Below are 12526 nucleotides of genomic sequence, written 5' to 3' on the forward strand. Positions count from 1 at the left end.
CACCCCGCCAGGGGCGCCCGCCACCAACCTCCCCAACCGAACACCACCCAAACGCTCTTCACCGGGCTCGATGGCGATCTACCGCGCTGTTCACCGAAGATGCGCGGGTCTGGACCGCCATCGACACTGCTGTCATGGATTGTCGGCGATGGCGCTGCCGATGTGGGAGCGGCTGGGGTGAGCGGGAAGGATGGCGCTTTCACCCCAGCAGTTGGAGGGCGAGGCCGCATGAAGAGCCACGTCACTAGACAAGAGTACCAGGCGCTCGCGCGAGTCGGCGCCGCGGTGGAGGCCCGAGGGGGCGGCATGGGGACGAGCATCTGTCGGGCGTCGGTCAACGAGGCGTTCTTTGGATTAGCGATCGCACAGGGCTGCCCGCGCCCGACCCGTGGCCGGATCGATGTCCAGCATGCACTCACAATGCTCGGTAATGCTGTCGAGCGGTGAGGGGTCGTCGGCACAGCTGCAGCCGGCGATGACCCCGGCATAGAACACACCGAGATGCACCTGGATGCGGCCGGCCGCCTCGCGGGTACTCAGCACCTGCACCCTGATCGGGGCCTCGGCCACCGCGCTCGTCTGCGCCAGCGCCGCCTGCAGCAAAGGCCGGAGCACGGGATGATGAGGCCCGAGCGCCTGGAGCTCGTCAACCAGGGTCGGGCGGAACGCCGGGCTGTTCCAGGCCGCCACCGATCGGGTCAGGGTCAGGTCCGCGGCGGTCATGTGGTGTCCCGCATCTCGCGTGGGCACATCGGCAGCGCATCGGTGCGCGCGCACAGCGTCGGCAGGCTCGGGGAGTGGTGATTGCTCAGGCGCGAGGCCGCGTTGAGCAATGGCGCGATCTGGTGCTTCGCAACAGTCATGCTTGGTCAAGTCAATGCGGTCCAGAATCGCGCCGCGAGCAGCGGGTACTGAAACATCAGTCCAGTCAGGTCCAGGTTCGAGAGGCGGGTGGCGAAGGCGCGTGAATCCGGTGCCGCCAGCCAGCGCTGCGGCCACTCGGCGACGAGGTTCTCCGCAAAACCGAGAAACAGGGTCAGGTCGAGCGAGCGCTCACTCGCACCGATGTCGACAACCAGGTCGTTGAGGGTGTGCAACGCCTTACGAAACATCAGCAGGTCCGTCCGCGCCGTCAGGCCGGCCTGCTCGACGGCGGCGTCCAGCAGGCCGACCAGCCAGCTGAAGCTGGGGGGCCGATCATAGCCCAAACGGCGCAATGCCTCGCGCACCACCGCGCGCAACGCCGCCTTGTCCGCGGGCCTGCCTGCGGGTGCGTCGTCGGACAGTGCGGCCAGCATGTCGACCACCAGCCGCTCGTCGCGCAACAGCGCGCCCAGCACCGCGTGCACCATCGCTTCGCGATCGCGCTGCCGCAAGGTTCCGGCCAGGCTCCAGTCGAGGAGCACCAGCCGCCCGTCGGGCGTGAGCAGCAGATTGCCGGCGTGCGGGTCGCCATGGAAGAGCGCCCGCTCTTGCGTCGAAAAGAGCGGCTGCGCGAGCAGCGTCGACGCCAATAGCTGGGCGGTGTCGCGCCGCTCGCGCATGCTGGTGTGTCCGTGCTCGGATATCTTGCGGCCGGCGACGCGCTCCATGGCGGTCACCCGGGCAGTGCAGTACTCATGCAGTCCGGGCACCTGAACGCGGCTGCGCCCCGCATATTGCGCCGCTGCCAGGGCCAGATGGCGTTGCTCGACACCGAGTCGAACCTCGTCATGCAGCTTGTCCCTGACCCGGCGGAAGACCTCTTCGTAGCCGATCTTCGGAATTGCCAGCGCGTCGCAGCGCTCATCGAGCAAGGTGCCGATGCGCCGCAGCAGCTCGAGCTCGAGCGCGAGGCGCTCTTCGATGCCCGGCTTCAGGACCTTGAAGACACCGCGTCGCCGCGCGTCTTGGTAACCGATGACCACGGCGACGCTGGCCTCGGCGATGGCCTGCGTGTCAACGCGGATGCCGAGGCCGTCCAGTGATCCGAGCTCCTGATCGAGGGTCGCTCGAATCGTCGCCAGCGGGACGCTGGGCGGGAGCGTCTCCAGCGCCCGCAGCTCGCAGCGCAGGCTGGGGTCGAGGCGTCGGTCCCGCGCCAGCGTCTGACCCAGCTTGTGCAGCACCGGGCACTGCTGCGCCAGTCGCCGCACGCGCTCTGCGGTGGTGGCCGTGCTCGGCAGCGCGGCCTGGGTGGCCAGGATCTCTTGCTGTGCGCCTTGGGGCAATCCCGACAGAAACGCCACCAGGGCTTCACTGATCGGGCGGGCGAAGTGCGCGTAGTCCGCGGCGAGCAGCGGCTGGACCGAGGCTTCGTGGATGAGGGCGTGCCAGTGCATGAGTTTGTCCTTATCCCGCTGCAGAGTGGGACCGGGTTGAGGCCACGGCGCGCGCGGACGTGTGTGTGCACATGGTGGCTACGAATGATGCGGACTGCATCGCCGAGCTGAACTTCTCGTCGTTGGCGCCCGCACGCGGCCGGTGAGCGGCTTCCAGCAGCGAATGCAACAGCCTGAGCGCACACTCCCGGATCTGTCGACTCGGCCAAGGCGTTGATCCTTGGGGTTGGCATCGACTCGCGCCGACCCTATCCCTTCGGCACAGGCGCTGACAGCGACTCGGCGCATATCCATCCCCAACGCATGCGCATCCCCGGGGAAAGGCGCCCCGCGACGACTAGGGCTTTCCCTAATACGGGTTTTCCCGTATCCTCGCGCCATTCCGTTCAGCCGGGCCGCTCTCGCAACCGTTGCACCGTCAGCATACTGACGGTGCCGGTGCCTTGCGGGAATGGCCGCTTCCTAAGGTTTCCAATGACGTTCAAGCTCCTGAGCCCGACTCTGGTCGCGGCGCTGTTGGCGCTGCTGTCTTTTCCGGCCTTCGCTTCGCACCCTGGTGCCGTGCAGACGGGCATCGCGTCTTACTATCACGACAGCCTGCACGGCAATCGCACCGCCAGCGGCCAAATCTACGATAAGAGCAAGATGAGCGCTGCCCACAAAAGCCTGCCCCTCGGCAGCCGTGTGCGGGTGACGGACACGCGCACCGGCAAGAGCATCGTGGTGCGGGTCAACGATCGCGGCCCCTTCATCAAGGGCCGCATCATCGATCTGTCGCGTCGTGCGGCCCAGAAGCTCGGCATCATTCGCCGCGGTATCACGCCGGTGAAGGTCGAGGTGCTGAACGTGGTCGGCGAGCGCGGGGCCTGACGGCGGCGCGCGGCGGCAGGCAACCGCTTGGGGCGCACCACCGCCGCGCGCGGCACGGACTCGCTCGGCGGCGGAGGTACCAGCGCCCTGGCGGTCGATCTGCCACCGACAGCTCGGCGGCGATGATTTAGCATCGTGGCCGCTGCAGTCGTTGTGATCCCCGAGCGCATGTTTCGCTTCCTCCACGCCGCCGACACCCATATCGACAGCCCGCTGGTTGGCCTGGATGCCTACGAGGGGGCGCCCGTGGAGGCGCTGCGGGGGGCGACGCGGCGGGCCTTCGAAAACCTGGTGGCGCTCGCCGTCGACGAGGCCGTCGATTTCCTGCTCATCGCCGGCGACCTCTACGACGGCGACTGGCGCGACTTCAGCACCGGGCTCTTCTTTACCGCGCAGATGGCGCGGCTGCACCAGGCGGGCATCCCGGTCTATGTCATCGCCGGCAATCACGACGCGGCCTCGGTGCTGACCCGACGGCTGGACCTGCCGGAGAACGTGCATTTCTTCTCCACCCGTGCCGCCGAGACCCTGGAGGTGGGCGGGCTGCCGGTGGCCGTTCACGGCCGTGGCTTCCCGAACCGCCGGGTGCCCGAGAACCTGGCCCTGGAATATCCGCAGCCACTGCCCGGGCGCTTCAACATCGGCTTGCTGCACACGAGCCTCACCGGCGCCCCCGGTCACGCCACCTATGCCCCCTGCCAGCTCAAGGACCTCACCGGCAAGGGCTACGGCTACTGGGCGCTCGGGCATGTGCACCAGCCGCAGGTGCTGGCGCGCGATCCCTGGGTGGTCTTCCCCGGCAATCTCCAGGGACGGCACGTACGCGAGACCGGCCCCCGCGGCTGCCGGCTGGTGACCGTCGACGACGCGCTGGAGGTGGTGAGCGCGGACCACCGCTCGCTGGACGTGGTGCGCTGGGCGCGGCTGGTGGTGGACCTGACCGGCGTGGAGGCTCAGGACACCGCCCTGGTCCGCATCGGTGATGCCTTGGCGAGCGCGCTGGAGGAGGCCGACGGCCGTCTGCTGGCGGCGCGGCTGGTGCTCGCCGGCAACACGCCCCTGCACGGCGCCCTGGCGCGGAGCCTGCCGCACTGGCGGGCCCAATGTCAGGCACGGGCGCAGATCGTCGGCGGCGAGCGCATCTGGATCGAGGAGCTGGAGCCCACCACGGCGCCGGTCTACGATCTGGACGCGCTCGCCGCGCGCGACGACCTCACGCGCATTCTGCTGGAGGGTCTGGATGCATCCCTCAGCGGCGCGCCCGAGACGCCCCCCGAGGTCCGGGAGCTGCTCGGCGTCCTGCCGCCGGAGATCCGTGACGACCTGGAAGGTGCCCTGGATACGACCCGGCGCCCGGCGCTGCTCGCCGAGGTGCGCGCCCTGCTGCTGGAAGCCTTGAGCCACAGCGGGGGTGAGCCTTGAGGTTCGCCCGCCTGGCAGCGCCGGCGTTCGGCCCCTTCACGGACTTCGCGTTGGACCTGTCCGCCGGGGATGCGGACCTGCACCTGATCTTCGGGCCCAACGAGGCCGGCAAGAGCTCGCTGCTGCGCGCCATCGGCGACCTGCTCTACGGCATCCCCCCCCGCACCGAGGACGGCTTCCTGCACGACTACGGTGATCTGCGCATCGCCGCGACCCTGGAGGGCCGAGAGGGCCGGCGCCTCGCCGTGCAGCGGCGCAAGGGCAACAAGAACACCCTGCTGGATGCCGCGGGTGCGCCGCTGCCGGACGACGCCCTGGACGGGCTGCTCGGCGTCGTCGACCGCGACTTTTTCACCACGGTGTTCGCGCTGGACTCGGCGAGCCTGCGCACCGGCGCCGAGTCCCTGCTCCAGGGCAAAGGAGACATTGGCCAGGCCCTGTTCTCCGCCAGCCTGGCGGGCACGCCCGTGCACCGCATCCTCGAAGCCTTGAAGGCGGACGCCGCGGCCCTGTTCGACGGCCGCAAGACCAAGGGCGTCAGTATCCGCCCGGCGCTCGGCGCCTACAAGACCAGCCTGGACGCCAGCCGCGACGCCACCGTACGCCCCGAGGCCTGGGAGCAGGCACTGAAGGACGTGCAGGCGGCGCAGGCGGCGCGGGATGCACGCGATGCCGAGCTGCGCCGGCGCAGCGGCCGCCGTGACTGGGTGCAGCGCTGCCTGGACGCCTTGCCCGTCATCGGCGCCCTCGCCGAGCAGGAGCGCCTGCGCGCCGAGCTGCCGCCGCTGCCGGACCCGCTGCCGGACCGGGGGCCCGGCTTCGTCGAGCAGGCCGAGCAGGCGCTGGCCGCCCGCAACGCCGCCCGCACCCGTGTCACCGAGCTGGAACGCAGCATCGCCCGGCTGGAGGGGCGGGTGGCGGAGAGCCGCCCGGATGCCCGGGTGCTGGCGCGCGCCGGCGAGATCGAGGCGGTGCACGAGCAACTGGCGGTGCAGCGCGAATGGCACAATGAGCATGCGGCGCTCACCGCCGAGCAGGCCCGCCTTGCCACGGAGCTGGCGGCGGACATGCGCGAGCTCGGCGTCGACGGCGGCCCGGAGGCCGTGGAGTCGCTGCGCGCCGGTGCCGAGGCGGTGCTCGCCCTGCGGGAGGCGGCCTCGGCGCTGGAGGAGGCCGCCGGCGCTGCGCAGGCGCAGCGCACCAAGCTCCAGGAGCGCCGCCAGGCACTGACGCAGCTGGAGCAGCAGCTCGCCGCCGAGCCGGCTCCGGATCCCGGCGCACTACGCGATGCGCTGACGCGCACCCAGGCGGCGGCGCAGCTCGCCGCCAAGCTGCCGGAGCTCGATGCGGGCCTGGCGGCGGCCGCCCGCGACTGTGACCACCAGCTCGCCTTGCTGCCCGGCGCACCGGCGGATGCCGCGGCTGCCGCTGCGCTCCCTGTGCCCGCGGCCGCGGCCCTGCGGCAGTTCGCCGATGAGGACGCCCGCATCGCCGCGCAGCTGGCGGCGGCCGAGAAGGACGCCGACGAGGCCGACGCGCGCGACCGCGACCTGGCCGCCGACCTGGCCCGGCTGGAGCGCGACGGTACGCTTCCCAGCGAGCGCGACCTCGACACCGCCCGCGCGCAGCGCGACGGGATCTGGGCGCGTGTGGTGGCGGTCTGGCGCGACGGCGAGCCGGATCCGGGACCGCCGGAGCCGCCGCTGGCGCACGCTTATGCGCAGGCCGTGCGCGCCGCCGATGACATTGCCGATCGGCTGCGTGCGGAGTCCGAAGCCGTCGCGCGGGCGGAGTCCCTGCGCGAGCAGCGCCGGGCCGCCGCCGACGCCGCCGAGCGTGCCCGGCAGGCGTGCACCGAGGCCGAGACCGCCCGCGCGCACTGGCAGCAGCGCTGGCAGGACGCCTGGGCGCCCTGCGGCCTCACGCCCGACACGCCGCAGGCCATGCAGGAATGGCGCGATCACTGGCTCGCGCTGCGCGACGCCGTCAAGGCGTGGCAGTCGGCGCAGGCCGATGTCACGCGGGCGCGGGCCGCCGTCGACGCGGCCTTGGCCCTGCTGCGCCCACTGCTGCCGGAGCACCCGGGCGACGACCTGCCGACCCTGCGGGCGGCCGCGGAGCGCATGGTGCGCGCGGCCGACCAGGCCCGCGGCGCCCACGAGCAGCGCCGGGCCGGCGCGCGCAAGCTCGAAGAGGAGATCCAGGCCTTAGCGACCGGGCTGCCGGCGCTGGAGCGCGCCGAGGCGGCCGCACTGGCGAGTTGGCAGGCGCGCTGCCGCGCGTTGGGACTCCCAACGGATGCGGCCGCCGCCACCGTCCTGGCCCTGATGGAGCGGCGCAACGCCCTGGTGCAGCGCTATGACCACTGGCACGCCCAAGGGGAGAAGCTCGCCCGCAAAGCCCGGGACATCGCCGACTACGAGGCCCGGGTGCAGGCTCTGGCCGATGCCCTCGACCTGCCGGCGGGCAGCGTCGAGGCCCGGGAGTCGGCGCTGTGGCAGGCGCTGGAGGCGGCCCGTGCGCGCGAGGTCCGCCAGGACGCCGCCCGGCGGGACCTGACCGACGAGCAGGAGCGGCAGCCGGCGGTCCGCGGCGATCTCGACGCCGCCGAGCGTCGGGTCGCCGAGCATCTGGCGCAGGCCGGCGCCGCCGACGAGCCGGCGCTCGCCGAGCTGCTGGCGGGCCTCAAGCGACGCCATGCCATCGATGCCGAGATCGAGCGCCGGCGCCAGGCCCTGCACCCCTTTGCCCGCGGCGAGCCGCTGGATGCCTTCATCGAGCGGGTGCGCGCCGAGGACGCCGATGCGCTGAGCGCCGAGCGCGACGCGCTGGATCAGGCCATCGCCGGGCTCCAGCAGGAGCGCGACCAGGCGCTCAGGGCCCTGCACGAGGCCAACGCCGAGAAGCGCCGGCTGCAGCAATCCGGCCTGGAGGCGGCCGCGCATCTTCAGGACGCGAAGAACACCGCCAGCGGGATCCGCCGCGACGCCCACCGCTATCTGCGCCTCCAGCTCGCGATGCATCTGCTGCGCGCTCAGATCGAGCGCTTTCGGCGTGAGAGTCAGGGGCCGCTGCTGGCCCGCGCCGGCGAGCTGTTCCGGCGCGCCACCGCGGAGAGCTTCGACGGCCTGGGGACGGGGTTCGCCGGCGACGACACGCCGGTGCTGCTGGGCCTGCGCGGCGACACCGAGGTGGCCGTGGAAGGCATGAGCGACGGCACCCGCGATCAGCTCTACCTGGCGCTGCGCATCGCCGCCATCGAGCGTCACCTGGCGCACCACGAGCCCATGCCCATGGTCCTCGACGACCTGCTGATGACCTTCGACGACCGCCGCTGCCTGGCCATCCTGCCCATCCTGCGCGAGCTCGCCGAGCAGACCCAGGTGCTGCTGTTCACCCACCATCGCCACCTGGGCGAGCTGACCCGCGAGGCGCTCGGCGACGACGGCTTTCACCGCCACACCCTGGGCGCGGGCCGCGCCGCCGCGCACTGAGCTTGTGGTGCCAGTCACGCGGAGAGGTTGAAAGCTCGCGCGCCCGGCGAGCGTGCCGTCAGAGGCCGAACGGATAGGTATCCGGCAATCCGGGCTCAGGCTCCGCCGGCAGCGGCGAGACGGCGCTGGTGCGGTCGATCCAGATGTATTCGTCGAACTGCGCCGGCAGGCTCGCGTAGAGCCAGTGGCTCTGGCGCTCCGTCTCCGGGCGGTAGATGACGCCGATGGCTCGCTCCAGGCGCGGCGGGGCCAAGGACTGCCTGAGCGCTTCTCGGGCCTCGGTGTCGGCGCGCAACGGCAGCACGAAGGCGTCGGGCTCGGCGGCGTGGCAGAGCGCCTCGTAACTGTCCGGCAGGGCGGGGCGCACGCGCTTGACGTGCATCGGGCCGTCCCAGTCGTCGGCGGCGGCGACCTCGCCGTGGTCGGTGCCGAAGCCCACCAGCACAGCGGCGTTGCCGAATGTCTTCCTGGCCAGCTCGCCGACGTTGGTCTCGCCATGGGCGCCCATGCTGGTGGCGGCGGCATTGCCGATGTGGGAGTTGTGCTCCCAGACCACGGCTTTGCTGTTGTCGCGGTGAGCCAGCAGGGATTGCAGCGTGGCGAACATGTGTCGGTCGCGGAGATTCCAGGACTCGGCGCGGCCGTAGTACATGGCCCGGTAGTAGTGCTCGGCATCGGCGACGACGCGGGCGTTCTGGGCGGCATCCAGAAAGCGCAGGCCGTCGTGGCGCTGATAGTCGAGCCGCTTGGCCAGCAGCTCGTTCAGCATGTCCACAGCCTCCGGCTCGCAACTGCGCCAGCGCCCGGTGACCACGGCGAGCCCGTAGTCCGCCGGCTCTTGTCCCCAGGGTGTCAGACAGCCGTAGCGCTGCCGGGCCAAGTCGGCGGTTTCCGGGTCCACGTCGTCCAGGTAGTCGAGCACTGCCGCCATGGAGTTGTACATGCTGTAGAGGTCCAGACCATGGACGCCGACGCGGGCGCTCGGGTCGTCGACCTCGGCGTTGTGCTCCCGGAGCCAGTCCACGAACGCGCGCACCTCCTCGTTGCGCCACATCCAGGTCGGGAAGCGGGCGAATGCCTGCCACTCGGGCCTCGGCAGCTCCAGATGGCGCACATGGGCGTCGATGCGCTGCGCATCCGGCCAGTCCGCCTCAACGGCGACGAAGTCGAAGCCGTGGCGCTCGATGAGCTCGCGCGTGATGCGCGCGCGCATGCGGTAGAACTCCGAGGTGCCGTGGGTCGCCTCGCCCAACAGGACCACCCGCGCGCTGCCGAGTCGCTCGATCAGAGCGTCGAGGTCGGCGGTCTCCGGGGCTGTGACGGGCTCGGCGGCGGCTTGGATGCGCTGCGCGATGGGATCGGGCATGGTGTGCTCCCGTTGGCAGTGGTGGATACTCCAGAGAGCAGCAAGTCCCCTGCCAGCGTCGCGGGCCCGGAGCGAAGGAGATCGCCGAGGCATGGCCGCGGGCCAGTTTCTTCTCGCGCTTTTCCCGGTTACTGTGCCGTGTTGGCGAGCAATAGGCTGTCGAGGGCAGATGCAGTGGATGTGATTCCGGCGATATTGGCCATCTTGGGCGGCTTCGCGCTGCTGGTATGGAGTGCGGACCGCTTCGTGGACGGGGCGGCGGCCACCGCCGGGCACGCGGGCATGCCGTCGTTGTTGATCGGCATGGTGATCGTCGGCTTTGGCACCTCGGCGCCGGAGATGGTGGTCTCGGCCATGGCGGCGCTGGACGGCAATCCGGATCTGGCCATCGGCAACGCGCTCGGCTCCAACATCGTCAACACCGGTCTGGTGCTCGGCGTCACCGCCCTGGTGGCCCCCATCGCCGTGCATTCGAAGATCATTCGCCGCGAGCTGCCGCTGCTGTTCGCCATCGGCCTCGGCGTCGGCCTGCTGCTCTGGGACGACGCGCTGACGCGCACTGAGTCCCTGGTGCTGCTGGCGGGCTTCCTCGGGCTCATCGGCTGGTCCGTGGTGGCGGCCCTGCGCGGGCACGGCGACCCGCTGGAAGCGGAGACCGTGCAGGAGCTGGAGAGCCACGCCATGCCCCTGGGCCGGGCCGTGTTTTGGCTGGTGGCGGGCTTGGTGCTGCTGATCGTCAGCTCGCGGAGCCTGGTCTGGGGCGCCGTCACCATTGCCGAGGCCCTAGGGGTCAGCGACCTGATCATCGGGCTTACCATCGTGGCGCTCGGCACCTCGCTGCCGGAGCTCGCCGCCTCGGTGGTGGCGGCCCGCAAGGGCGAGCACGACATCGCCATTGGCAATGTCGTGGGTTCCAACATGTTCAATCTGCTGGCGGTGGTGGGCATCGCCGGCGTGATCGCGCCCATGCCGTCAATGGCGCCGGAGGTTCTGACCCGCGACTGGCCGGTAATGATGGCCCTGTTCGCCGCGCTGTTCGTGATGGGCTACGGCCTGCGCGGGCAGGGCCGCATCAACCGCCTCGAGGGCGCGCTGCTGCTGCTCGCGTTCGCCGCCTACAACGCCTGGCTGGCGCGCGCGATCCTGGCCGCCTGACCGGGACTCCGGCAGCAGCCCCGCTCGGAGGGCGGACAAGGGTGGACAAGCGCGTAGGGTGGACAAGCGCAGCGCAGTCCACCCGGGATTCGAAGGGGCCTTGCCGTCGCTCCCCCACCCGAGCGGCTATCGCCATCGAAACCGGAAGCCACGGCACATCGCGATCAGGCCCGACTTCATGCCTGATCGAGCCGCAGCCCCCGGTCACCGCCGCAACAGCCAAAGCACCAGGCTCAGGACCCCGCTCACGAGCACCAGGGTGGTGATTGGAAAATAGAGGCTGAAGCCCCCGCGTTCGACGACGATGTCCCCCGGCAGCCGCCCGAGCGGCAGCTTGCCGAGCCAAGGCCACAGCAAGCCGAGCAGCAACAGCACAATACCCAGCGCGATCAGCAGGCGTTGCATGACGGCCCTCCAGTCGGGTTAGTCACAGCCGGCACTGAGCCCGCAGGCCGCCGCGGTCGCGTCTTCAGCGCCGCTGGCATCACCCGCGCCGTCCTGGTCCGCGCTCAGGATGCCCGCCCGCGCGCTGCCGGCCCGGAAGGTCGACAGTGACTTGAGCCCGGCGCGCCAGGCGTTGTAGTACAGCGCACGGATATCCGCCGGCGTGGACTCGCGCGGCAGATTCACCGTCTTGCTGATGCCCGCGTCCACATAGGGGGTCAGGGCCGCGAGCATGGCCATTTGCGCCGGCGCATCGATCTCCAGTGCCGAGACGAAGGCATCGCTCAGCGGGGCCTCGGCGCCGAAGCGCTCGCGGAACAGCCGGTAGGCATGGTCTTCGATGCGATGGGTCGCGGTGTCGCCCCCGGCGAGCCGGCGCTTGCGCTGGTAGCTCCAGGCATAGGCCGGCTCGATGCCGCTGCTGACGTTGTCCGCGAAGGCCAGCGAGATGGTGCCCGTGGGGGCGATGGACAGCAGGTGGCTGTTGCGCAGACCGTGCGCGCGGATCGCTTCGCGCAGCTGCTCGGGCAGCCGCGCGATGAAGGGGGCGCGCAGCAGCGTGTCCGCATCGAACAGCGGGAACGGCCCCTTCTCGCGCGCCAGCGCAACGGAGGCCCCGTAGGCGCCATCCCGCAGGCAGCGCGCAATGTCCGCGGCGGTGCGCCGTGCCGCCTCGCTGTCGTAGCGCTGGCCGAGCATGATCAGGCAGTCGCCGAGGCCCGTCATCCCGAGCCCGATGCGCCGCTTGGCCCGGGCCTCCTGCGCCTGCTCCGCCAGCGGCCAGAGCGTTTGATCCAGCACCAGATCCAACATTCGGACCGCGTCCGGCACCAGCGCGGCGAGGCCCGCGAAGTCGAAGCACGCTTCCGGCCTGAAGGGTGCGCGCACCAGCTGCGTCAGGTCCACGGACCCCAGGCAACAGCAGCCGTAGGCGGGCAGCGGCTGCTCGGCGCAGGGATTGGTGGCGATGATGTTTTCGATGTCTCGCAGGAGCGATCGAACAGGCGCATGTAGGACACGGGCCCGCTGGCCCGGGATTGGGTGCTGTGGACAAGCGCGCCCTCGGGGCGGATGGCCGAGAAGTCGTAGCCCACACCGCCGCCGCGGCGCAGGGTCTCGGCGGCCTGCTGCAAAGCGGGGTAGATACCGGGGCGCCCGTCCTCGACACCGGCGATGCTGTCGCCCACGGGCTGGACGAAACAGTTGACTTGGGTCGCCTCGAGCCTGGTGCCGGCCACCGCGTTGATTCGCCCGGCAGGGATGAAGCCGTGCTGCTGGGCCGCGAGAAAACGCGCTTGCCAAGCCGCCGGATCGGACTCCCCGGCCGCGAGCGCCCGGGCCACGCGGCGGCGGATCGCCTCGGCATCGGCTTCGCCCGGGCGGGCGTACTTTTCCCGGAGTACGTCGACGGTGATCTGCTGCGGTTTCATGCACGCATGGTCTTCGCCGGAATC

At 71.0% G+C, this 12526-nt stretch carries 10 protein-coding genes; 4 read left to right on the forward strand and 6 right to left on the reverse strand.

Annotation, left to right across the window (positions count from 1 at the left end; all coding sequences use genetic code 11):
• Positions 1-354: 354 nt before the first annotated feature.
• Positions 355-723 (reverse strand): hypothetical protein, encoded by a 369-nt coding sequence (locus CKO31_RS19460; RefSeq protein ID WP_200240646.1) that lies wholly within the window; start codon positions 721-723, stop codon positions 355-357.
• Between the two features lie 146 nt (positions 724-869).
• Positions 870-2321: an AarF/UbiB family protein gene (locus CKO31_RS19465; RefSeq protein ID WP_200240647.1), complete on the reverse strand. Its 1452-nt coding sequence runs from the start codon at positions 2319-2321 to the stop codon at positions 870-872.
• 474 nt (positions 2322-2795) lie between these two features.
• Between CKO31_RS19465 and CKO31_RS19470 the strand changes: the two genes are divergently transcribed.
• From CKO31_RS19470 to CKO31_RS19480, 3 genes are all read left to right on the forward strand, one after another.
• Positions 2796-3191: a septal ring lytic transglycosylase RlpA family protein gene (locus tag CKO31_RS19470; RefSeq protein ID WP_200240648.1), complete on the forward strand. Its 396-nt coding sequence runs from the start codon at positions 2796-2798 to the stop codon at positions 3189-3191.
• 135 nt (positions 3192-3326) lie between these two features.
• Positions 3327-4613: a metallophosphoesterase family protein gene (locus CKO31_RS19475; RefSeq protein ID WP_322789186.1), complete on the forward strand. Its 1287-nt coding sequence runs from the start codon at positions 3327-3329 to the stop codon at positions 4611-4613.
• On the forward strand, positions 4610-8107 hold the full coding sequence (locus tag CKO31_RS19480) for an ATP-binding protein (protein ID WP_200240649.1): 3498 nt from the start codon (positions 4610-4612) through the stop codon (positions 8105-8107). The genes CKO31_RS19475 and CKO31_RS19480 overlap by 4 nt, the downstream gene beginning before the upstream one ends.
• 58 nt (positions 8108-8165) lie before the next feature.
• Here the strand turns inward: CKO31_RS19480 and CKO31_RS19485 are convergent, their stop codons facing one another.
• On the reverse strand, positions 8166-9473 hold the full coding sequence (locus tag CKO31_RS19485; protein WP_200240650.1) for an erythromycin esterase family protein: 1308 nt from the start codon (positions 9471-9473) through the stop codon (positions 8166-8168).
• Between the two features lie 174 nt (positions 9474-9647).
• Here CKO31_RS19485 and CKO31_RS19490 point away from each other — a divergent pair, with 174 nt between their 5' ends.
• The gene (locus tag CKO31_RS19490) at positions 9648-10628 is read left to right on the forward strand and encodes a calcium/sodium antiporter (RefSeq protein WP_438874024.1); all 981 of its coding nucleotides are present in this window, start codon (positions 9648-9650) and stop codon (positions 10626-10628) included.
• Between the two features lie 204 nt (positions 10629-10832).
• Here CKO31_RS19490 and CKO31_RS19495 read toward each other — a convergent pair whose 3' ends face one another.
• The 3 genes from CKO31_RS19495 to CKO31_RS26965 are packed head-to-tail and all read right to left on the reverse strand — an operon-like array spanning position 10833 to position 12502.
• A complete protein-coding gene (locus CKO31_RS19495; protein WP_200240651.1) occupies positions 10833-11033 on the reverse strand; it encodes a DUF2905 domain-containing protein in 201 nt (66 codons plus the stop codon).
• Positions 11034-11051: 18 nt separating this feature from the next.
• Entirely contained in the window at positions 11052-12062 is a 1011-nt protein-coding gene (locus tag CKO31_RS19500; RefSeq protein ID WP_242475525.1) for a ribonucleotide reductase barrel domain-containing protein, read from the reverse strand.
• Entirely contained in the window at positions 11969-12502 is a 534-nt protein-coding gene (locus tag CKO31_RS26965) for a ribonucleotide reductase barrel domain-containing protein (RefSeq protein WP_242475521.1), read from the reverse strand. The genes CKO31_RS19500 and CKO31_RS26965 overlap by 94 nt, the downstream gene beginning before the upstream one ends.
• Positions 12503-12526 lie beyond the last annotated feature (24 nt).

The sequence above is a fragment of the Thiohalocapsa halophila genome, assembly GCF_016583825.1.
Taxonomy (GTDB): domain Bacteria; phylum Pseudomonadota; class Gammaproteobacteria; order Chromatiales; family Chromatiaceae; genus Thiohalocapsa; species Thiohalocapsa halophila.

What these genes read in the sequence shown, in the direction of transcription:
- CKO31_RS19470 (WP_200240648.1), top strand. Translation starts at nt 2,796, where the DNA reads ATGACGTTCAAGCTCCTGAGCCCGACTCTGGTCGCGGCGCTGTTGGCG.
- CKO31_RS19495 (WP_200240651.1), bottom strand. Translation starts at nt 11,033, where the DNA reads ATGCAACGCCTGCTGATCGCGCTGGGTATTGTGCTGTTGCTGCTCGGC.
- CKO31_RS19465 (WP_200240647.1), bottom strand. Translation starts at nt 2,321, where the DNA reads ATGCACTGGCACGCCCTCATCCACGAAGCCTCGGTCCAGCCGCTGCTC.
- CKO31_RS19485 (WP_200240650.1), bottom strand. Translation starts at nt 9,473, where the DNA reads ATGCCCGATCCCATCGCGCAGCGCATCCAAGCCGCCGCCGAGCCCGTC.
- CKO31_RS26965 (WP_242475521.1), bottom strand. Translation starts at nt 12,502, where the DNA reads ATGAAACCGCAGCAGATCACCGTCGACGTACTCCGGGAAAAGTACGCC.
- CKO31_RS19460 (WP_200240646.1), bottom strand. Translation starts at nt 723, where the DNA reads ATGACCGCCGCGGACCTGACCCTGACCCGATCGGTGGCGGCCTGGAAC.